16 protein-coding genes are annotated in these 20,057 nt (G+C 56.7%); 6 read left to right on the top strand and 10 right to left on the bottom strand.

Annotated features, from left to right (window positions below; genetic code table 11):
• The 9 genes from V8Z78_RS25540 to V8Z78_RS25500 form a co-directional block, all read right to left on the bottom strand.
• Positions 1–208: ArsC/Spx/MgsR family protein (locus V8Z78_RS25540; RefSeq protein WP_349732400.1), on the bottom strand; the 208-nt coding region annotated here is incomplete at its 3' end.
• Between the two features lie 25 nt (positions 209–233).
• Positions 234–1,523: an arsenic transporter gene (locus V8Z78_RS25535; RefSeq protein WP_349732399.1), complete on the bottom strand. Its 1,290-nt coding sequence runs from the start codon at positions 1,521–1,523 to the stop codon at positions 234–236.
• A gap of 121 nt (positions 1,524–1,644) precedes the next feature.
• The gene (locus tag V8Z78_RS25530) at positions 1,645–2,151 is read right to left on the bottom strand and encodes an arsenate reductase ArsC (protein ID WP_019042276.1); all 507 of its coding nucleotides are present in this window, start codon (positions 2,149–2,151) and stop codon (positions 1,645–1,647) included.
• Between the two features lie 46 nt (positions 2,152–2,197).
• A complete protein-coding gene (locus tag V8Z78_RS25525) occupies positions 2,198–2,521 on the bottom strand; it encodes an ArsR/SmtB family transcription factor (protein WP_029158336.1) in 324 nt (107 codons plus the stop codon).
• Between the two features lie 123 nt (positions 2,522–2,644).
• Positions 2,645–5,110 carry a heavy metal translocating P-type ATPase gene (locus V8Z78_RS25520; RefSeq protein ID WP_019042274.1) on the bottom strand — a complete coding sequence of 822 codons (2,466 nt, stop codon included), beginning with the start codon at positions 5,108–5,110 and terminating at the stop codon, positions 2,645–2,647.
• Positions 5,111–5,461: 351 nt separating this feature from the next.
• Entirely contained in the window at positions 5,462–6,388 is a 927-nt protein-coding gene (gene copD / locus V8Z78_RS25515) for a copper homeostasis membrane protein CopD (RefSeq protein ID WP_019042273.1), read from the bottom strand.
• A 4-nt stretch (positions 6,389–6,392) separates the two neighbouring features.
• The gene (gene copC, locus V8Z78_RS25510; protein WP_019042272.1) at positions 6,393–6,779 is read right to left on the bottom strand and encodes a copper homeostasis periplasmic binding protein CopC; all 387 of its coding nucleotides are present in this window, start codon (positions 6,777–6,779) and stop codon (positions 6,393–6,395) included.
• A gap of 111 nt (positions 6,780–6,890) precedes the next feature.
• Positions 6,891–7,862: a copper resistance protein B gene (locus tag V8Z78_RS25505; protein ID WP_003055078.1), complete on the bottom strand. Its 972-nt coding sequence runs from the start codon at positions 7,860–7,862 to the stop codon at positions 6,891–6,893.
• A gap of 25 nt (positions 7,863–7,887) precedes the next feature.
• A complete protein-coding gene (locus V8Z78_RS25500) occupies positions 7,888–9,795 on the bottom strand; it encodes a copper resistance system multicopper oxidase (protein ID WP_019042270.1) in 1,908 nt (635 codons plus the stop codon).
• Positions 9,796–10,161: 366 nt separating this feature from the next.
• Between V8Z78_RS25500 and V8Z78_RS25495 the strand changes: the two genes are divergently transcribed.
• Positions 10,162–10,845 (top strand): heavy metal response regulator transcription factor, encoded by a 684-nt coding sequence (locus V8Z78_RS25495; RefSeq protein ID WP_019042269.1) that lies wholly within the window; start codon positions 10,162–10,164, stop codon positions 10,843–10,845.
• Complete coding sequence (locus V8Z78_RS25490; RefSeq protein ID WP_019042268.1) at positions 10,846–12,249, top strand: heavy metal sensor histidine kinase; 1,404 nt, start codon at positions 10,846–10,848, stop codon at positions 12,247–12,249.
• Between the two features lie 40 nt (positions 12,250–12,289).
• Here V8Z78_RS25490 and V8Z78_RS25485 read toward each other — a convergent pair whose 3' ends face one another.
• Positions 12,290–12,574 carry a heavy-metal-associated domain-containing protein gene (locus V8Z78_RS25485; protein WP_003055071.1) on the bottom strand — a complete coding sequence of 95 codons (285 nt, stop codon included), beginning with the start codon at positions 12,572–12,574 and terminating at the stop codon, positions 12,290–12,292.
• A 297-nt stretch (positions 12,575–12,871) separates the two neighbouring features.
• On the opposite strand from V8Z78_RS25485, the gene V8Z78_RS25480 reads away from it, so the two are divergent.
• The 4 genes from V8Z78_RS25480 (at position 12,872) to V8Z78_RS25465 (ending at position 20,029) form a co-directional block, all read left to right on the top strand.
• Positions 12,872–13,216, top strand: a complete 345-nt coding sequence (locus V8Z78_RS25480) for a DUF4148 domain-containing protein (protein ID WP_019042267.1) — start codon at positions 12,872–12,874, stop codon at positions 13,214–13,216.
• 893 nt (positions 13,217–14,109) lie between these two features.
• Positions 14,110–15,369: a TolC family protein gene (locus V8Z78_RS25475; protein ID WP_019042266.1), complete on the top strand. Its 1,260-nt coding sequence runs from the start codon at positions 14,110–14,112 to the stop codon at positions 15,367–15,369.
• Positions 15,366–16,886, top strand: a complete 1,521-nt coding sequence (locus V8Z78_RS25470; protein ID WP_043003149.1) for an efflux RND transporter periplasmic adaptor subunit — start codon at positions 15,366–15,368, stop codon at positions 16,884–16,886. Before V8Z78_RS25475 ends, V8Z78_RS25470 begins: the two co-directional genes overlap by 4 nt.
• The gene (locus V8Z78_RS25465) at positions 16,883–20,029 is read left to right on the top strand and encodes an efflux RND transporter permease subunit (RefSeq protein WP_043003150.1); all 3,147 of its coding nucleotides are present in this window, start codon (positions 16,883–16,885) and stop codon (positions 20,027–20,029) included. The genes V8Z78_RS25470 and V8Z78_RS25465 overlap by 4 nt, the downstream gene beginning before the upstream one ends.
• The last annotated feature ends 28 nt before the right edge of the window (positions 20,030–20,057 follow it).

The raw sequence follows: 20,057 nt of genomic DNA, 5'->3' as shown, positions 1-20,057 counted from the left end.
CAAGCTCGTCATACGGCGTACCTTTTTGGCGCAACACATCGCGCACTGGCATGCCCATGGCCTGGATCAGGCCCGCCAGCGTGGCGCGATCAGGAGGCGCCTTGAGATATTCGATGACCATGGGTTCCACCCCACTATTGCGGATCAGGGCCAGGACGTTGCGGGAGGTGCCGCAAGAAGGGTTGTGGTAAATCGTGATGTCGCTCATAACACAAGATTTCCGTTGCAAAGATTCATGGCGCCACGCTGAGCCGCAAGGCCAGGGCGGCAAGGGTAATGAGCAGCACGGGCATGGTCAGCACCGCACCGACTTTGAAGTAGTAGCCCCAGCCAATCGTTGTGCCTTTCTTGGCGAGCACATGCAGCCAAAGGAGCGTGGCCAGGCTGCCAATCGGCGTGATCTTGGGACCCAGATCGCAGCCAATCACATTGGCGTACACCATGGCTTCCTTGACTGCCCCTGTGGCCGTGGATGCATCGATGGACAAGGCTCCGATCAGGACCGTGGGCATGTTGTTCATGATGGAAGACAGCACCGCAGACAGCACGCCTGTGCCCAGTGAAGCGGTCCACACGCCACCGGCTGCAAACTGGTTCAGCAACATGGCGATGTAATCCGTAAGGCCCGCGTTGCGCAGCCCATAGACCACCAGATACATCCCCAGCGAGAACACCACGATCTGCCACGGAGCACCATGAAGTACTTTCCTGGTGCTGATGACATGACCACGCGCAGCCACCGCCAGCAAGATCGCAGCCCCCACGGCGGCCACGGCGCTGACAGGGACGCCCAGGGGCTCCAGCGCGAAGAAGCCGACCAGCAGCAAGACCAACACGACCCAGCCAGCCTGGAAGGTGGCCAGATCCTTGATTGCAGCCGATGGCGACTTGAGCTGGGCCACGTCGTAAGTGGCAGGAATATCGCGTCGGAAAAACAGCAGCAATACACCCAAGCTCGCCAGGACCGAGGCAATATTGACGGGAACCATCACCGATGCGTAGTCATTGAAGCCGATCTTGAAAAAATCGGCGGAGACAATATTCACCAGATTGGAGACGATCAGCGGCAAGCTCGCAGTGTCGGCAATAAACCCGGCGGCCATTACGAACGCTAGCGTTGCCGCCGTAGAGAAGCCCAGTGCCACCAGCATGGCCATCACGATGGGCGTGAGAATCAAGGCGGCTCCGTCATTGGCGAACAGGGCCGAAACGGCAGCACCCAGCAGCACGATGAAGGCAAACAGTTTGACTCCGCTGCCGCCACCCCAGCGGGCAAAGTGCAATGCAGCCCACTCGAAGAAACCGGCCTCATCGAGCAGAAGGCTGATGATGATGACGGCGACAAAGGTAGCCGTGGCATTCCAGACGATATGCCAGACCACTGGAATATCAGCTAAGTGCACGACTCCCAGCAACAGTGCGATACCTGCCCCAATAGAGGCGCTCCAGCCAATGCCAAGGCCGCGCGGCTGCCAGATGACCAGCGTCAAGGTGAAAATGAAAATCAGGATGGCCGTCAACATGACGTATAGGTCCTAGAAAAAGCTATAAGTCGGCATCAGTCGCCCACCGCGTGCGGGCGTCAGTGAAGCCTGGTGCTGCAATCCAGACTCTGGATCTGGATCGCAATTGCAGTAACGGGATTTAGTGCGAAGAGAGTTCACGCGCCGTGGACTGGAGTACTGCCTGCTCCAGCTTTTGCGCTGGCAGGTTCACCAATAGCTCCAGGCGACGACGAATCATGTGCATCGTCTGCCGGAAGGCTTCCAGCTTTGCTTCGTCAGAGGCCTCGCCTTCCGAGGGGTCCGGGTAGCCCCAATGCGCTGTGGCGGGATGACCAGGCCAAAACGGACACACTTCACCAGCCGCGTTGTCGCATACGGTGATGATCAGATCCATATGCGGCGCACCAGGCACAGCAAATTCGTCCCAGCTCTTGCTGCGCAAGCCCTCGACCGAGACACCGGCCTTTTGCAGCACCTGCAGCCCAAGCGGATTGGGTTGCTGATTCTCGCGGGGGCTGCTGCCCGCCGAATAGGCTTTAAAACGGCCTTGGCCCATATCGTTGAGCAAGGCCTCAGCCAAGATGCTGCGTGCCGAATTGTGGGTGCACAGGAACAGGACGTTCAGGGGAGCTTTGTTGTCAGACATGGTTTTAGCAGCGGGACTTAGGGATGGGAAAAGGTTGCAGCGACGCTTAGCACTCGCACGACGCAACGGCGTCATCGGTACAAACCGCGCCCTGGCAGCAGTTCTCGGTGAGATATGCCAACAGATCGTTCATCACGGGAAAGGCCGCGCGATAGAGCACGTTTCGGCCCTGCCGCTCCTGGGTGACCAGGTCGGCATGAAACAGCTCTTTCAAATGAAAGGACAGCGCGTTCGGCGCGATGCCGAGCCGCTCAGCTAAGGCACTAGGTGTCAGGCCTTCAGGTCCAGCCACAACAAGGGCGCGAAATACGCGCAATCGGGCCTCATGGGCCAGAGCGGAGAGTGAGCGAATGACTTTTGCTTCTTGCATGAGTTGATAATACATCAATTATTGAATTGATGTATAGAGCTATGAGCAAAGTCGACCCCTCCATAAATGCAGCTTATGGCGAAAGGGGCCGAATCAGTGATTTCGTAGACACTGGCCGCTAATTCAGTTGAGGCGATTCGACTTACTCAACCGCAGCGCGTTGAAGATCACAGATGCTGAACTTAAGCTCATTGCTAACGCTGCGATCATTGGCGAAAGAAGCCACCCAGTGAACGGGTACAGAACTCCCGCAGCAATCGGCACACCAATTCCGTTGTATATAAAGGCAAATAGTAAGTTCTGCCGCATGTTGCGCACTGTGTCAGTTGAGATTTCACGCGACTGGGCAATGCCACGCAAATCACCCTTGACCAGCGTGATCTGACCGCTGTTCATTGCTACGTCGGTCCCTGTTCCCATGGCTACACCTACATCAGCTTTTGCCAAGGCCGGCGCATCGTTGATACCGTCACCAGCCATGGCAATCACATGGCCTTCACTTTGCAATCGCTCCACGAGAGCAAGCTTGTCAGCGGGCTTCACTTCGCCATGTACTTCATCAATACCAAGCTTGGCACCGACAGCCCTAGCTGTAGTCAAGCCATCTCCGGTCGCCATGACAATTCGCAAGCCGCTTGCATGAAGCGTTTGGATGGCATCCAGAGTGCTAGCTTTGATAGGGTCTGTTACCGCCAGAATGCCCGCGAACTTCCCATCAGCCGCTAAATGCATGATGCTTGCGCCCTCTCCTCGCAGGCGTTCTCCGTCCGCTTGCAAGGAAGATACAGAAACGCCTTCTTGAGCCATCAATGTGGTGTTGCCTAATGCCAAGCGCCGCCCCTCAACGGTTCCACGTACACCAATACCGCTGGCGGAATCGAAGTCCACTGGTTTAGCGAGTTGCAAGCCTTGTTCACGTGCAGCTCGGACGATGGCATCCGCAAGCGGATGCTCGCTACCCTGATCCAAGCTAGCGGCAAGCCTCAAAACTTCGTCAGCGGTGAAATCTGCAGTAGGAATCGCTTTATCGAACGCAGGCCGACCTTCTGTAAGGGTGCCCGTTTTATCTACGATGAGCGTATCCACTTCACGCATTTTTTCTATGGCGCCCGCGTCACGGAACAAAACGCCTTGCTCTGCAGCGCGCCCTGTGGCCACCATTACTGACATGGGTGTGGCCAAACCTAGCGCACATGGGCAGGCGATGATGAGTACCGCGACGGCATTGATCAACCCAAACACCCAACTGGGCTCTGGGCCAAAAATTCCCCAGACGAAGAAGGTCACTACAGCAACTAGCACGACAACCAGAACGAACTTTCCAGCCACTACGTCGGCCATTCGCTGCATCGGTGCCTTAGACCGTTGGGCCGATGCAACCATCTGAACTATCTGGGAGAGCATGGTGGCAGTGCCCACCTTTTCTGACCTCATGACCAGAGCTCCACTCGTATTGAGTGTGGCGCCGATCAGTTTGTCGTCAACGCGCTTTGTCACAGGTATTGGCTCGCCCGTGAGCATCGATTCATCAACGGCGCTTTGACCTTCCGTGACAATGCCATCCACGGGTACTTTCTCGCCTGGACGTACGCGCAGCAGGTCTCCGACATGCACGTGGCTGAGGGGAACATCTTCCTCACTGCCATCTGCATTGATACGCCTTGCCGTCTTAGGAGCTAGGCTAAGCAATGATTTGATAGCGGCCGAGGTCTGAGAGCGAGCCTTCAGCTCAATGATCTGCCCCAACATGGTCAAAGAAATGATGACCACCGCTGCCTCGAAATAAACAGCTACACGGCCCATGGATACGAACGAGTCGGGAAACACACCAGGTGCCAGCGTCGCTACGAGGCTGTAGACAAAGGCGGCTCCCGATCCCAAGCTGATCAACGTCCACATGTTCGGACTGCGGTGGATGATTGACTGCCAGCCTCGAACAAAAAAGGGCCAGCCCGTCCATAGCACCACGGGCAGGGAAAGAGTCAACTCGACCCATGTTTGGGTCTGCATAGTGAACCAGCCGAACTTGTGTCCGAACATGGCCAGAGTGGTAACAATCAGGGTGAGTGGTAGCGTCCACCAGAATCGCCGTTGAAAGTCTTGCAACTCGCTGTTGTCCTCTTCTCCAACCGGGATCAGTGGCTCCAGAGTCATTCCGCATTTAGGGCAGTTTCCGGGATGATCTTGCCGGACCTCCGGATGCATCGGGCAGGTATAGATCGCTCCGGCGGGAACCACGCCCGAGTCATCAAACGATTTCTGATCTGAATGACTTGCAGCCACATGAGCATGTTCGTGCGAGCTGAGCAACTGGGCCTCAGGCACTAAATGCATTTGGCATTTAGGACAACGCCCCGGATGATCTTGATGGACTTCAGGATGCATTGGGCATACATAGACTGAGCCCTCTACTGCGTGATCCGCCTGCCCGCTACTCGATATGAATTGCGCAGGGGCATGAGCAAATTTTTGCTGGCAATCGGCACTACAGAAGCGATAGGTCCGTCCCTCGTGAACTATCTGATGAGGCGACTGTAGAGAGACAGTCATGCCGCAAACAGGATCCTTCAAAGGCTCAGCCTCAGTCATGGTGTTTTCCAACTCAACTGACTCTGAAGAAGATCGATGCTGATGATGATGCATGCCGATGGCCCTTCACGATGTTGGATCGATTCTTGGCCCTTACACCATGTGAATGTCAAGCCAGAATCTGCTCGAAAAACAACTCTATCCACCTATTCTGAGATAGCGCAATCAGAGTTCGCTGCTTGTGGCCATCTCAATTTAAGAAATAGTTCTTTGTTGAGATGGCCTTTGTCTGACTACATGACGCGGACGCCATCCAAGCATGAATCGACGGAAGCGTTTTACCCTTCCTATCAGTGTCTACGTCTGCTTAGAGCAGCTCCGCTTCTGCTGTCGGTGGTTGATCTCGGAGGATCAAATTCCTTTTGGGGAAAGAATCCCTAGCCAAGCCACACTCGCCAAAACCAGAACTGCAAGTGTTGTCTCCATGAACAGGCTCTGGCGTAGCTTAGCGACTGCTTGCGCGCGATTCCCTGAGCCCAATGATGCCTCCAGACTTGGACTAAGCCGGAACCGATTTGCAGCTGCCAAAGCAAGCATTCCGAGAACCAGCACTAGCTTGCCTAGCAGCAACTGACCATAGAGTGTCGAAACAAGCGGATCAAGCGAAGGCCCTGCGATCAATACATAGTTGACTACACCACTGGCCGCAAGAACGAAAACGATCAGCGTTCCGACATGGGCAAAGCCGTTTGATGTGCGGCTCAATATGGCGACAGTGTCCTGTGTCGCATTTGCCCTACTTGTGGCTAAGATCAAAAAAGCAAGCAACGCGCCGACCCATGCACCTGCTGCCCAGAGGTGGGAGATGTCTGAAGCAAGGTGGATGTATCCACGCATTCCGTCGTCCATCGCTCCATGACCAGCCCAGGCCAGTGTCGCCAGCGCTACACCGCTAGATACGGACATGGCAACGAAGCGAAACGTTGGATTGAACTTCACTAGGGCAATCAAGATGCAAAGCGCTAGCGCAAGAATACGAATGCACCAAGCAAGGCCCATGTGAGTGCCGGTGATGAGCATCTCGAAGATATGCGTTGACAACTCGGAGTAAGTTTGCGCACCGGACATGGCCTTGGCAAGGACTGTCATGCCAATCACTGACAGTCCAATCCCGATTACTGCACATACACCAACGCAAACGCGATAGCGACGCGCAATTGCCAAGGATCGCTCGTCATGGCCAAGGGCATAGACGCCGAACACGGCGACGCCAAAAGCTGCAGCCATGTCCAGATAAAGCGCGAGGCGCAAAACGATGGTGAACCAATCCTCGGCCATTTGGTTACTTCACCTGAAATGTGACATTGCCATTGATCGGGTGTGTGTCCGAAGACACGGCACGCCAATCCACGCGATAGGCACCGGGTTGAAGTGCTTGCGCAGGAGTAATGACCATGGTTTTGCCATCGCTAGCGCCAGAGACGCTTGCGCTGACCTTCATTGCACCGTGGTTCGGCATCCCGGGCATGCCCGTCATGATCAAGTTCGCAGCCGAGAACTGAGGAACCAGCGTTTCCGAGAACTTCAGCTCAATCGTTGCAGGTGCAGCAACCTGCGACTTATCCGCAGGAGAGGAGGAAACTAACGAAGGATGTGCAAATGCTGCGGAAGCGAACAGTGTTGCGGCAATTGGCGCGATGAACTTAGCGACCAGGGTTGAGCGGTTCATGAGGACTCCTATCTAAGTGTGATGGTGGTTTGAAAATCGATTGCGAATCTGGGTCTATGGAGTTGGCGCGCCCTCAAGAACGCGCCAGCGAGGAAGTGCACATTGGTCTGGCTAGAACCAGAAGCGGACACCGGCCACCCATCGTGTTTGTTGAGCACGGCCGCCGTCTGCACGAACGAGATCTGCGGTTCGCCCGAAACTGCCCGCACGTTCGACGCCGATATATGGAGCGAACTGACGGCTGAACTCGTAGCGCAGTCGCAAGCCCGCAGATGCTTCGGCTAGGCCCTTGCCGATGTGGCGCTCTGGATCATCCTTGCCGTAAAACTGCATTTCAGCTCTAGGCTCAAGGATCAGGCGCTGAGTCAGCAATAGTTCGTAGCTTGCATTTAGGCGAAGCGCAGTTCTGCCGCCACTGCCAACATAGGCTGTGGCCTCCAGCTCGAACCAGTAAGGGGCTAGGCCCTGTACACCAAATGCCAGCCATTGACGGCTAGGTCCCACGCCGTTGTCTAAGCGCAGACCAAGCTGTGTATCCCAATAGGTTGTGGCAGCACGGCTCCATAGCAGTTCGGTGCGAGACTCTTCGAGCTTTCCTTTGGCGACGTCACCTTCTGCCTTCAAGACAGCTTTGTTGTATGAGGTCCCGTACCATGCTTGCAAGTCATAGGCCGTTGAATCATCACCTCTGCGTGAAAAACGGCGTTCCAGGGTCTCACCACGCAGCGAGGCAAAGGTATGCTCGTCCGCAAGCATCAAGCGCGGGACGCCAGGCACCGCGTAATCGCCCGATCCCAAGGTCAACCCATTGGAATACCCATGTGGGTCGCGAGCATCTGGAGGTGCGGATCCCCCTTGCATCTGCATGCTGCCGTGATCCATCGCAGGGCCGCTTGCAGCGCTGCCAGTCATAGCACCATGACCTGCATGTGGATCAGCTGCAGTTGTGGCAGGGCTTGCCGGTGCTTCCATTTGCATATTCGCTTGGCCATGCGATGAATGGTCGCTTTGCGCCTGGGCCGCAATACTCACCAGAGCGAGGAGCGCAGTGGACAATGCACGAATAGGGAGTGCTTTGGACATTTTTGATCTTCCTTGTGAGGTTTGTTCAAGACACTACGACTTCGCGGAACATGCCTGCATCCATGTGGAACATCAGGTGGCAATGCCATGCCCAGCGCCCCAGAGCATCTGCCGTCACCAAGAAGCTGATGCGTTGTGCAGGCTGTACTGGCAAGGTGTGTCGACGGGCGAGGAATCGACCATCAGGGCTCTCCAGTTCACTCCACATCCCATGCAAGTGCATAGGGTGAGTCATCATCGTGTCGTTGTGCAGGATGACTCGCAAACGCTCGCCGTGACGGAAGTGAACAGGCGTTGATTGCCCGAACTCCAATCCATCAAGAGACCAGGAATATCGCTCCATATTCCCCGTCAGGTGCAACTCCACCTCTCGTCCAGGACCGCGCGAGTCCATCGGACCTGAAGGTGTATGCAGATCTGCCAAGGTCAGCACCCGTCTGCCGTTATTGCGCAGACCGATACCGGGATCGTCAAGATTGGTGCGGGCCATATCGACTCGCATATCTGTTCTTGCGCCATATTCAGTGCGAGCATGGCGTGCGGTGGTGCTGGGCACTGCCAAGCTCCCAGCAGGCTTGGCATGCTGACTATGGTCCATCGCCATACCACCGTGATTCATGCCGGCCATCGCACCATGATCCATGCCGGCCATTGCCCCCGACATACCAGCCATCCCGGCCATACCCGTCATCCCAGACATGCCGGTCATCCCAGACATGCCGGTCATCCCAGACATGCCGGTCATGTCCATGTCGGCTCCAGAACTGCCATGGCTCATGGCGCCCATCATGTCGCTCATACCCAGCCATTCGACGGGATCGAGTGCGGGGACTGGAGCCTGCAGGCCTTCGCGCACTGCTAACGTAGCGCGTGCGTAGCCTGTTCGGTCCATCGACTGGGCAAAAATCGTATAGGCGTCATCACGTGGCTCGACAATCACGTCTATGGTTTCGCCAGGGCCGAATCGGAATTCATCGACAGTCACAGGCTCTACGTCGACACCGTCAACATGCACCACCGTGAGCTTCAGGCCCGGTATACGTACGTCATAGAAGGTATTGCCCGCGCCGTTGACCATGCGCAGCCGGACACGCTCGCCCGGACGGAAAAGAGCAGTCCAATTGCCTGCAGGTGTGACGCCATTTGCGAGGTAGGTCAGGGTCGCAGAAGAGAGGTCGGCTAAATCCGTTGGATTCATGCGCATCTCGTTCCACATCTTGCGCTTGTCTAATGCCGCTGACACGCCATCACGCGATGCATCACGGAAGAAATCAAAGACCGTGGGCTGGTTGTAGTTGTAGTAGTCGCCCTGAACCTTGAGCTTTGCGAAAACGCGCATGGGGTCTTCGTCAGTCCAGTCAGAGAAGAGCACGACATGGTCACGATCTGCACGGATAGTCTCAGGTCCTGCGGGATCAATGATGATCGCTCCATACATGCCGGTGAGTTCCTGCATGCCTGAATGTGAGTGATACCAGTAGGAACCGCTTTGCTGAACCTTGAAGCGGTAGGTAAACGTCTCTCCAGGAGGAATGCCCGCAAAGCTGATGCCTGGAACTCCATCCATCTGGTAGGGCAAGATAATGCCGTGCCAATGAATAGAAGTGGCCTCGCGAAGCTTGTTAGTGACGCGAATCGTCACCGTCTCACCCTCTCGCCAGCGCAGGGTTGGAGCAGGAAGCGATCCATTGATCGTGGTCGCCATGCCAGGCTTGCCCGTAAAGTTCACTGCGGACTCGGCGATCACCAAATCGAACTCGTTACCCTTCAGCACCGGAGCGGCCCCGCGGACTGTGGAGCTCTGCTGTGCGAATGCCATGAGCGACTGCGTTGACAGGCCCGCCAGAACGCCTCCTGCGGCCAGCCCCTGAACGAAGCGCCGACGAGAGAACCCTTGAGTGGGAGTGACAAAAAATGGCGAATGACGCGGCATAAGGTGAAATCCTCCAGAGCTTCCAAGAAATTCGTTTTCGGTAACGCTTGCCTGATGCAATGAGCGCTCGATATGTTCAGTATGCTAGGGCGTGCTGAATTTCGGTGGAGTGACTCATTCATTACATTCATGTAATGCTCGCGTCATGTTTGGTGCGACAGAGGGCTTCTATCCAGCCATGCCCTCGTTGCAACCAGAAGGTTCACTCTGCTCACCACGCTTGATGGCTTCCCAGGAGAGAACAACAAGGCCGTGTTGAGCCTTTCTATCGCCAGGATTTCAGGAACATTACATTTTTCTTATCTTCATGTCAGAGGGCATCAAACTCGGCACACTCTTGATCGTCCACTGCAGCGGAGCGAGTACATGAGGATTTTGATTGTCGAAGATGAGCCTAAAACAGGTGAGTACCTGCGCCAAGGACTGACCGAGGCTGGCTACATTGCTGACCTCGTCCCAAATGGCTCAGACGGCTTACATCTGGCTCTGCAAGGTGAATACTCCTTGGTGATCTTGGATGTCATGCTGCCGGGCCTCAATGGTTGGCAGGTGCTCCAGTCTCTGCGTGATCGGGGACTACATATGCCGGTCCTGTTTCTTACTGCACGGGACCATGTCGAGGACCGTGTCAAAGGACTAGAGCTCGGCGCTGATGATTACCTGGTAAAGCCGTTTTCTTTCGCAGAGCTACTCGCCAGAGTTCGCATTATTCTTAGACGTGGACATCCGGCCAATGAAGGTACTACTCTGACTGTTGCAGATCTCGAGCTAGACCTGCTGCGTCGCCGCGTATCTCGCAACGGCAAACGTGTTGACCTCACAGCCAAAGAGTTCGGACTCTTGGAGTTGCTGATGCGCCGACATGGTGAAGTGCTGCCACGTTCATTGATCGCATCGCAGGTATGGGACATGAATTTCGACAGCGACACCAACGTCATTGAGGTGGCCATGCGCCGTCTGCGGGCAAAAATTGACGAAGGCCACTCGATCAAACTGATCCAGACCGTACGAGGAATGGGCTATGTGCTTGAAGTCCCCGAGGAGGAATAGGTGCAGCGTCTCACTCGCAAGGTAAAGCTCTCTTTAACGATTCGCTTGGCCCTCTGCTTCACGGCTGTTGCGGCAGCCGTAGTGCTAGGTTTAGGCGGCCTATTTCTAGTCGTTACAGAAAAGCATTTCGTGGAATTGGACCGAATGACGCTTCAGGACAAGCGCCATTTGATCGAGAAAATTCTCCAGAACACCAAGTCGGTCGATGATGCTCGTTGGCGTTTAAATGAGGCACTGAACTATCACGAGGATCTTCAAGTCCAGGTGAAAGATGCCCAAGGAGAAACCGTATTTCAATCGCCCGCATCCGGCTTTGCAGTGCCGGATCGCAACTCGGCTTCTATCGACAAGGAAGGATCGTTTGGGGTGTGGCGGCATGCAGACGCAGAATTCCACATCTTGAGCTTTGAGACGCTACCGGCCTACGCACCGTCACCATTAAAGGTACTGATCGCAGCAGACACCAAGCATCACATTCAATTCCTCAACGGAATTCGCACAAGCTTTGCCATTTATGTGATCGCAGCAATTTTGCTGTGCTCACTTCTGTCTTGGCTCGCCGCTCGACAAGGGCTGGCACCGCTGCGAGAAATGAAATCACGTGCGGCCGTTGTGACGGGACAGAAGATGAGTGAACGCATGCCGGTCGAGGCTGTACCCGTAGAAATGGCCGATTTGGCGCATGAGCTCAATCGCATGCTGGATCGGTTGCAGGACGATTTTCAGCGACTGACAGATTTCGCGTCTGATCTGGCCCATGAACTACGCACGCCCATCAGCAACCTGTTGACGCAGACTCAGGTTGTGCTGGCATCCAAGCGTGACGCCGCGACATACCGAGACATTCTTGCCTCTAATGCCGAAGAGTTTCAGCGTTTGGCTCGTATGGTGTCAGACATGCTTTTTCTGGCCAAAACTGAACGGGGCGTAAGCCTGCCGCGCAAGGAGCAATTTTCGGCACAGCAAGAATCGTATGCATTGCTGGAGTTCTACGAGGCTGTCGCTGAAGAAAAGCAAATTCATTTGAAGTTAAAAGGCGATGGACTCGTTGATGGTGATCGACTGATGTTCCATCGTGCTGTGAGTAATTTGCTATCTAATGCTTTGCGCTACACGCCGCATGCAGGCATGGTCACCATCGACATTGAGACCGCAGCTTCCTGGACACTTGTCACTGTGGAAAATACAGGGCAGGACATTGATCCCAAAGTCCTGCCCAGGTTATTTGACCGCTTCTACCGAGCTGACCCTTCCAGGGCTCATCCGGACTCAGACGGTAGCGGATTGGGTTTGGCCATCACCCGAGCAATTGCCGAAGCTCATGGAGGCTCCATTACCGCCACTTCAGCCGATGGACGAACTCGCTTCACCTTGAAATTCCCCACTCCGCAGCCGACTTCCTAAGCAGATCAGAAAACAGGCTTTTCTTGAAAGCAAGAAGACACTATCCGCAGCAAGATGTCTTTGCTGAAGTTGAGCCGCAGCATTTCGTCTGCGGCTTCTCAGCATTTGCCTGCTCGGCTTCGGCTAACGCCAATAATTCTGGAGTGTATCCAGCGGTCTGGATGGCCAACATGTAGTCGGCGTCGCTCAGATCGCCAGAGACTTGCACCGTTTTATCTCGCGCATTCACTCCGATCTTTGCTTCATCATCGATCGCCAAAATGGAGCGCTGAATCCGCGCGGCACAGGCACCACATTTCATGTCATTGATGCGAAAAATAGCCATTACGTACTCCTTTAAAGCTTGTGGCTAAAGTTTCATCCTTCACATGATGTGAATGTCAAGTATCTGTCTGCACATGCACTGGAGCACGCTGTGTACGTCAACTACGTTGGTCTTCGCTTTTCGCTTTGGGTTTATTGGTATGCAGATTTGGGGTAAGAGCTGCCGCGAAAAAGCTGACAACAATGTCACCGGACAGACCTGATTTTGTTGGGCTCCGACTCCTAAGATCAACCCATCTTCTCCTCACCTTGATCAAGGTCCAGGAGATGTGTTCATCAACTGTCTTAGGAGCCAACCATGTCTCAAAACCGCATCTCCATTTCCTCCGTACTCGCAAGCGTTGCTGCCGTTGTCACCCTGGCTCTTCCTGGAATGGCCTCTGCAGCCTACGAGCATCCAGCCAACAATGAACAAGGCGTGATCGTGCATCCGGAGCACTTTGTAAGCCAGAAAACCCGAGCTCAAGTCAAGGCCGAGACTGAAGCTGCCATGAAGCAGGGCCGCCTTTCTTACGGTGAAAGCAATTTCCCACGTGGAACTCCCGAGACAGGATCGAGCAAAACCCGCGAGCAAGTGATCAACGAAACGCGTAATGAATCGCCAGCTGCGCGAGATGCTCGCCTCCAATCATTTGCAGGCTGATCTCCATCAAAGACGCATGCATCGCGGATGCAGCTCTTTCCTGCATTTTTGTTCCGATCTACCGCAGAGGCCTCAAGCAACAGAGGCCTCTGCATGTAGAACATAAGCTTGAGCTAACTACAAATTTCCCGGAAGAATTTCGGCCCAGATGATCGCAATCATCACTTAGGGGGGCGACACTGGGTTCAACGATGCGCGGACTCACCGAGGCGGATATCGCTACCGAGCATCACATTGCATGTTTCCTCATCCATTAACTTGAGGATGGGACAGGACACCGCCTTCTTCAGAACTGAGTTGTGCATACGGTGTCGCGCTTCCTTCAGACACAGCTGTAGCGTTTGCTCCTAGGATGCGAGTTAACCACTGGCTTGCCGAAGATCTGTAGCAATTAAAGATCGGTAGCAACGTATGGCCTTCACCGCGTACCCCTGGTAGATTGACTACACTAACTGCTGCCATGCTACGAAGTCGCATTCACCGCCTATCCACCGCAGTCCTTGTGGCGCTTTCGCTGCTGTTCGCACAGTTGGCGTTGGCGGGTTACGTCTGCCCACAGGAGGAAGGCGTTGATGCAATGACGGCCAGGATGGAGGCCGGCATACCATGCGAAGGTATGGACCAACAGCAACCGGTTCTGTGTCATCAGTACACCAATGCCCCGGATGTGACCTTCGAAGCAGTCAAACTGCCCGTGGCGTCATTACCTGCCATCGTGCAGGTGTTGGAACTGCCGCTAGTGCTCGAATTTGATGCTGCACTTGCAGTGTCCTGGCCCATCACCTTGGAGGTTCGACCGCCTCCGGACCCTCTTTTTCTCTCTACTCTCAGACTCAGAGTCTGATCACTCCGTCGACTGACTGGTGCTGGCATGGCTTGTCCATACGCCGGCGATGCCCTCATTCGTCCACGGAGTTTCCATGTCCCCTATTTTTTTGCGAGCGGCCTCCCTGGCTGCCGTCTTTCTGCCGGCCGTTGCTGCTGCAGAATCGATTTCATTCGACCAGGCAATAAGCTTGGCCGTCCAACGCTCCGAAGCAGCCCGCGCAGCCCAGGCGGCGATGCAAGGCTCTGTCCATTCCATCCAGGCTGCGGGTCAGCTGCCAGACCCCATGCTGCGGGCCGGCATCGACAATTTCCCGGTTACCGGCTCAGACCGCTTCAGCGGTACCCGTGAGTCCATGACAATGAAGCGCATCGGTGTCAGCCAGGAGTGGCTCTCCGCCGATAAACGAGCCGCGCGCGAAGGTGCGGCTCGTGCAAGAGCCGACCGCGACGCCGTACAAAAAGACATTGCCGAAGCCGAGGCTCGCCTGCAGGCCAGCATGGCGTATGTCGATGCTTGGTTCGCCACTGAAGCACTCAAGCTAACCACCCAGACCGAACATCACTTGCACGAGGAGCTGAATGCGGCAAAAAGCCGCATAGCAGCTGCCACAGGCAACAGCGCAGAAGCGTTGCAACTCCTATCCGCCAAAGGGATTGCAGAGGATGAAAGTGAAGAGGTTCGCCAACAGCAGTCTGCAGCCATGGTCAGTCTGCAACGCTGGATCGGCGTTCTTCCCGACGCTCTCAACAAGCCACCGACCTTCCCGGTTCCCGAGGAGCGGGACTACGTGGCGAGATATCCAGCCGTCGCAGGCTTAAAAAGCGACGTCGAAATTGCTCGCCAGAGTGCAAACGTCGCAGCCAAGGAGCGCTCTCCCAACTGGACCTGGGAAGTGTCCTACGGCCAGCGCACTGGCTATTCCGATTTGGTCTCAGTCGGCGTCAGCATCCCGCTCCAAATCGCACCAAGCCAGCGCCAAGACCGCGAAACCTCGGCCAAGCTGGCCATGGTCGACAAAGCAGAGGCTGACCTGACGGAGGGAATGCGCGCAGCCATGGCCGATTACCGCACCTTGACTAGCGACGCCGCGCGCCTGCAGCAGCGTATCGAGAGATACCAAGGCTCCGTAGTGACTCCGGCCAGACAGCGCACTTCCGCCGCCCTGGCAGCCTACCGCTCAAATCAATTGGCCCTGACCGCCGTGTTTGAGGCACGACATGCCGAGGTCGAAGCTCAGAGAAAACTCCTCGCACTGCAGCGTGATTTGGTACGTACGCAGGCCCAACTGAACCTCAAACCCATCGCTCATGGAGGTGCCCAATGAAGCGCACAGCACTGGTCACTTCATTGGTTACGGCAGGCGTACTGCTGGCAGCCGGTGGCTTCTTTATTGGCCGCTTGACCTCCGAAGGCGCTGCCCCCCAGGCCGTAGCCGCCTCGGAATCCAAGGCTCCCACAGGCGAGCGCAAGATTCTCTACTGGCATGACCCCATGGTGCCGGGACCACGCTTTGACAAGCCCGGCAAGTCGCCATTCATGGACATGCAATTGGTGCCCGTCTATGCGGACGATGCCAATGACACAGGTGTCAAAGTCAGCTCAACGGTGCAGCAGAACCTCGGCATCCGGACCACGATGGTCAAGCGAGCCAACATCGGTGCGTCGTTCGATGCCGTTGGAACGGTACAGTTCGATGAGCGTCTGAGTGTCGCTGTCCAGAGCCGTGTTACCGGCTATGTCGAGCATTTGGCAGTACGTGCTCCAATGGAGCAAGTGCGGAAAGGTCAGGCGCTGGCCACCATTTTTGCGCCAGAGTGGCTGGGTCCGCAGAACGAGCTGCTCGCACTCAAGCGCGCAGGTGTGCCCCTGGAACTTATTACGGCAGCACGTGAGCGCATGCGCGCCATGTCCATCCCCGCAGAACTGGTCCGCAAGACTGAGGAAACCGGGGTCGCCCAGGCTCGCTACCCCTTGCAGGCTCCGGTAAATGGCGTGGTGACGGAACTCGGTGTTCGGGAAGGAGCCCAGGTGTCACCTGGCCTGACGTTATTCCGCATCTCCGGCCTGGAAAAGGTCTGGGCCGTAGCTGAAGTGCCGGAGGCACAAGCCGTACGCCTGACGCGTGGCCAGAAGGTCAAGGCCGTTCTGCAAGCCGATGCATCCCAAACCTTCGACGGCGAATTGAAGGAGATCCTACCGCAGGTCAACGCCAGCACGCGCACCTTGCAGGCACGATTCGAGGTCGATAACCGCAGCGGCAAACTGATACCGGGGTTGCTGCTGCGCTTGCAGGTTGGCGGGGCTCCAACCTCTCGCCTGGTCGTGCCTGCTGAAGCCGTCATCCGTACCGGCACCCGTGCATTGGTCATCGTCCGCAAGGAGTCTGACAACTTCGAGCCTCGGGAAATCAAACTGGGCGAGGACTTGGGTGATCAATTGGAGGTGCTGCAAGGCTTGCGCGAAGGCGAGGAAGTAATTACCAGCGGCCAATTCCTGGTGGACTCCGAAGCGCGGCTCAAGTCAGCTCTGGGAGCCATGGAAGCCGGCCAACCCCAACCTGTGCCTGCTACGGCCACCGAAGCCTCGGACATCTACCGCGCCGAGGGCAAGGTGGAAAGCATCGATGACGACGGGATCACGATCTCGCATGGTCCCGTACCCAAACTCAAGTGGCCCGCCATGACAATGAGCTTTGGCAAGGCCGACTCGATAACGCTCACGGGTTTGAAGCCAGGAGATCTGGTGCGCTTCGAGTTCCGAAAAGGCGGGCCCCTAGATTGGGAAGTCGTCTCCGTGCAGAAAAGCGGCAGTGACGCAGGAACCACCGGAGGCGCCAAGTGATTGCTACCCTTATCCGTTGGTCCATCGCCAACCGCTTTTTGGTGTTGGTCGTCACAGCGTTCCTTGTGGCGGCAGGCATCTGGTCGGCATCTCGCACTCCAGTCGATGCACTGCCAGACCTGAGCGACGTGCAGGTAATCGTCCGCACCACCTATCCAGGCAAACCACCTCAGGTGGTGGAAGACCTCGTGACCTACCCGCTGACCACGACCATGTTGAGCGTACCTGGGGCTAAAACCGTCCGAGGCTATTCGTTCTTTGGCGACTCCTTCGTCTACATCCTGTTCGACGACAAGACCGATCCGTACTGGGCACGGTCACGGGTGGTGGAGTATCTGAACCAGGTGCAAAGCCGCTTACCAGTAGGTGCGACAGCCGCGCTAGGCCCGGATGCCACAGGTGTGGGCTGGGTCTACGAGTACGCGCTGGTCGACCGCAGCGGCCATAACGATATTGGACAGCTGAGAGCCCTCAACGACTGGTTTCTGAAATTCGAGCTGAAAACCGTTCCGGATGTGGCAGAAGTCGCCAGCATCGGCGGCATGGTCCGCCAATACCAGGTGGTGCTCGACCCGGACCGGATGCGAGTGCTCGGCATTACGCAGTCCATGGTCGTGCAGGCTCTGCAGAAGGCCAATCAGTCGTCGGGCGGTTCGGTAGTGGAAATGGCCGAGACCGAGTACATGGTGCGCTCGCGCGGATTCCTTCAATCACTGGAGGACTTCCGTACCATCCCGCTCACCCTCAGCGGAGCGACACCTGTGCTGCTGAAAGACGTGGCCACCGTCCAGATTGGCCCAGAAATGCGCCGAGGCATCGCCGAACTGGATGGCGAGGGTGAAGTCACGGGCGGTGTGGTGGTCATGCGCTCCGGAAAGAATGCCCGTGCCACCATCGAAGCCGTCAAAGCCAAGCTGGAGAAGCTAAAGCCCAGTCTGCCCAAAGGCGTTGAGGTGGTGGAAACCTATGACCGCTCCCAGCTCATTGATCGTGCGGTCGACAACCTGCGTGTCAAGCTCCTGGAGGAGTTCGCCGTCGTCGCCGTAGTCTGTGCCATCTTCCTATTCCACCTGCGCTCCGCGCTGGTGGCCGTTGTAACGCTGCCTATTGGGGTGCTAGCGGCTTTCGGCGTGATGCACTGGCAAGGCGTGAGCGCGAACATTCTCTCGCTGGGCGGTGTGGCCATTGCTCTAGGGGCCATGGTCGACGCCTCTGTGGTCTTGGTCGAAGCTGCGCACAAGCATCTGGAGCACTTTGAAGAACGACATGGACGCCCGCCGTCCGTGGCCGAGCGCTGGGAACTGATCGCTCAATCGGCCGTGGAGGTTGGCCCAGCGCTGTTCTTTTCGTTGCTGGTCATCACCCTGTCATTCCTGCCCGTGTTCACACTGGAGGCCCAAGAAGGACGGCTGTTCTCGCCGCTAGCCTTCACCAAGACCTACGCGATGGCTGCTGCTGCCGGCCTCTCGATAACGCTGGTTCCGGTGCTGATGGGATACCTCATTCGCGGGCGCATACCTAAGGAAACTGCGAACCCGATCAATCGCGGCCTGATTGCGCTCTACCGACCGGCTCTCGAGCTAGTCTTGCGCTTCCCTATAGCAACGCTGCTGGCAGCGGCATTGGCCCTGGCTATCACCGCAATTCCGGTCATGCGGCTGGGCGGTGAGTTCATGCCGCCGCTGGACGAAGGCGATCTGCTGTACATGCCCTCGGCGTTGCCTGGTATTTCGGTCTCAAAGGCCGCAGAGTTGTTGCAACAGACAGACCGGCTTATCAAAACAGTGCCCGAGGTTAAGCGTGTGTTCGGCAAGGCGGGACGGGCCGATACCGCCACCGATCCAGCGCCATTGGAAATGTTCGAGACCACCATCCAGTTCAAATCGCGCGAGCAATGGCGCCCTGGCATGACGCCAGAGAAACTGGTCGAGGAACTCGACCGGGTGGTCAAGGTGCCGGGCCTGTCTAACGTATGGGTGCCGCCCATCCGCAACCGCATCGACATGCTGGCCACCGGCATCAAGAGCCCCGTGGGTATTAAGGTCGCCGGACCAGACCTCGCCACCATCGACAAGCTCGCGGCACAGATTGAATCCGCCGTGCGCGGAGTGCCTGGTGTTTCTTCCGCATTGGCCGAACGCTTGACTGGGGGCCGGTACATTGACGTGGATGTAGACCGACAAGCCGCTGCACGGTTCGGACTTTCTGTGGCCGACGTGCAGGCGGTCATAGCCACCGCCATCGGTGGTGAGAATGTCGGAGAAGTCATTCAAGGTCGAGAGCGCTTTCCGGTGAACGTCCGCTACCCGCGCGAAATCCGCGATTCGCTGGAACGCCTGCGCAAGCTGCCTTTCGTGACTGACAAAGGCGCCACCGTGCTCCTGCAGGACGTCGCCAAGATCGTCATCGCAGAAGGCCCGCCCATGATCCGTAGCGAAAACGCACGACTCTCGGGCTGGGTGTATGTGGATGTGCGTGGCCGGGACTTGCGCTCCGTCGTCCATGACATGCAAGCCGTTGTCGCCAAGCAGGTGGCAATGCCTGCCGGCTATGCCTTGTCGTGGTCTGGCCAATTCGAGTATTTGGAGCGGGCTACGGAACGCCTGAAAATCGTCGTACCACTCACTTTGGCCGTCATCTTCATGCTGCTCTACGTGCTGTTTCGCAGCGCAGGCGATGCCGCATTGGTCATGGCAGCAGTTCCATTCTCGCTGGTCGGTGGGTTCTGGTTCATCTGGGCGCTCGGTCACGCAGTGTCAGTGGCCTCGGCCGTGGGGTTCATTGCCCTGGCCGGCGTTGCCGCCGAGTTTGGCGTCGTGATGCTGGTCTACCTGCAGAACGCCTGGAAACAGCATCTGGCCGCAGGCGAGCCGGACAATGAGGCAACGTTGCTGGCCGCCATTCGCGAGGGAGCCGTCATGCGCGTGCGGCCGAAGGCCATGACCGTAGCGGTAGTGATGGCGGGTCTGCTTCCCATTCTGGTTGGACACGGCACCGGCTCGGAAGTTATGACCCGCATCGCCGCTCCGATGGTCGGCGGCATGGTCACAGCCCCGCTCCTGAGCATGCTGGTCATCCCAGCTGCCTGGTACTTGATCCATCGCAAGCGTCCAACTGCAGAGCGCCCCCCCCTCAAACCTTGAAGCATCTGCAATCAAGGCTTCATAACCA

This window comes from Comamonas sp. wu1-DMT (assembly GCF_040187805.1).
In the GTDB taxonomy this organism is placed as follows: domain Bacteria; phylum Pseudomonadota; class Gammaproteobacteria; order Burkholderiales; family Burkholderiaceae_C; genus Comamonas; species Comamonas thiooxydans.
Note: the sequence above shows the minus strand (reverse complement) of the source record. Positions and strands in the feature narration are given on the sequence as shown.

Bases quoted from the DNA above. Each gene is read 5' to 3' on its own strand.
- V8Z78_RS25485 (WP_003055071.1), bottom strand. From the start codon at position 12,574: ATGGCTATTTTTCGCATCAATGACATGAAATGTGGTGCCTGTGCCGCG.
- copC (WP_019042272.1), bottom strand. From the start codon at position 6,779: ATGAACCGCTCAACCCTGGTCGCTAAGTTCATCGCGCCAATTGCCGCA.
- V8Z78_RS25480 (WP_019042267.1), top strand. From the start codon at position 12,872: ATGTCTCAAAACCGCATCTCCATTTCCTCCGTACTCGCAAGCGTTGCT.
- V8Z78_RS25505 (WP_003055078.1), bottom strand. From the start codon at position 7,862: ATGTCCAAAGCACTCCCTATTCGTGCATTGTCCACTGCGCTCCTCGCT.
- V8Z78_RS25470 (WP_043003149.1), top strand. From the start codon at position 15,366: ATGAAGCGCACAGCACTGGTCACTTCATTGGTTACGGCAGGCGTACTG.
- V8Z78_RS25530 (WP_019042276.1), bottom strand. From the start codon at position 2,151: ATGTCTGACAACAAAGCTCCCCTGAACGTCCTGTTCCTGTGCACCCAC.
- V8Z78_RS25520 (WP_019042274.1), bottom strand. From the start codon at position 5,110: ATGACTGAGGCTGAGCCTTTGAAGGATCCTGTTTGCGGCATGACTGTC.
- V8Z78_RS25500 (WP_019042270.1), bottom strand. From the start codon at position 9,795: ATGCCGCGTCATTCGCCATTTTTTGTCACTCCCACTCAAGGGTTCTCT.
- copD (WP_019042273.1), bottom strand. From the start codon at position 6,388: ATGGCCGAGGATTGGTTCACCATCGTTTTGCGCCTCGCGCTTTATCTG.
- V8Z78_RS25525 (WP_029158336.1), bottom strand. From the start codon at position 2,521: ATGCAAGAAGCAAAAGTCATTCGCTCACTCTCCGCTCTGGCCCATGAG.
- V8Z78_RS25535 (WP_349732399.1), bottom strand. From the start codon at position 1,523: ATGTTGACGGCCATCCTGATTTTCATTTTCACCTTGACGCTGGTCATC.
- V8Z78_RS25475 (WP_019042266.1), top strand. From the start codon at position 14,110: ATGCCCTCATTCGTCCACGGAGTTTCCATGTCCCCTATTTTTTTGCGA.
- V8Z78_RS25495 (WP_019042269.1), top strand. From the start codon at position 10,162: ATGAGGATTTTGATTGTCGAAGATGAGCCTAAAACAGGTGAGTACCTG.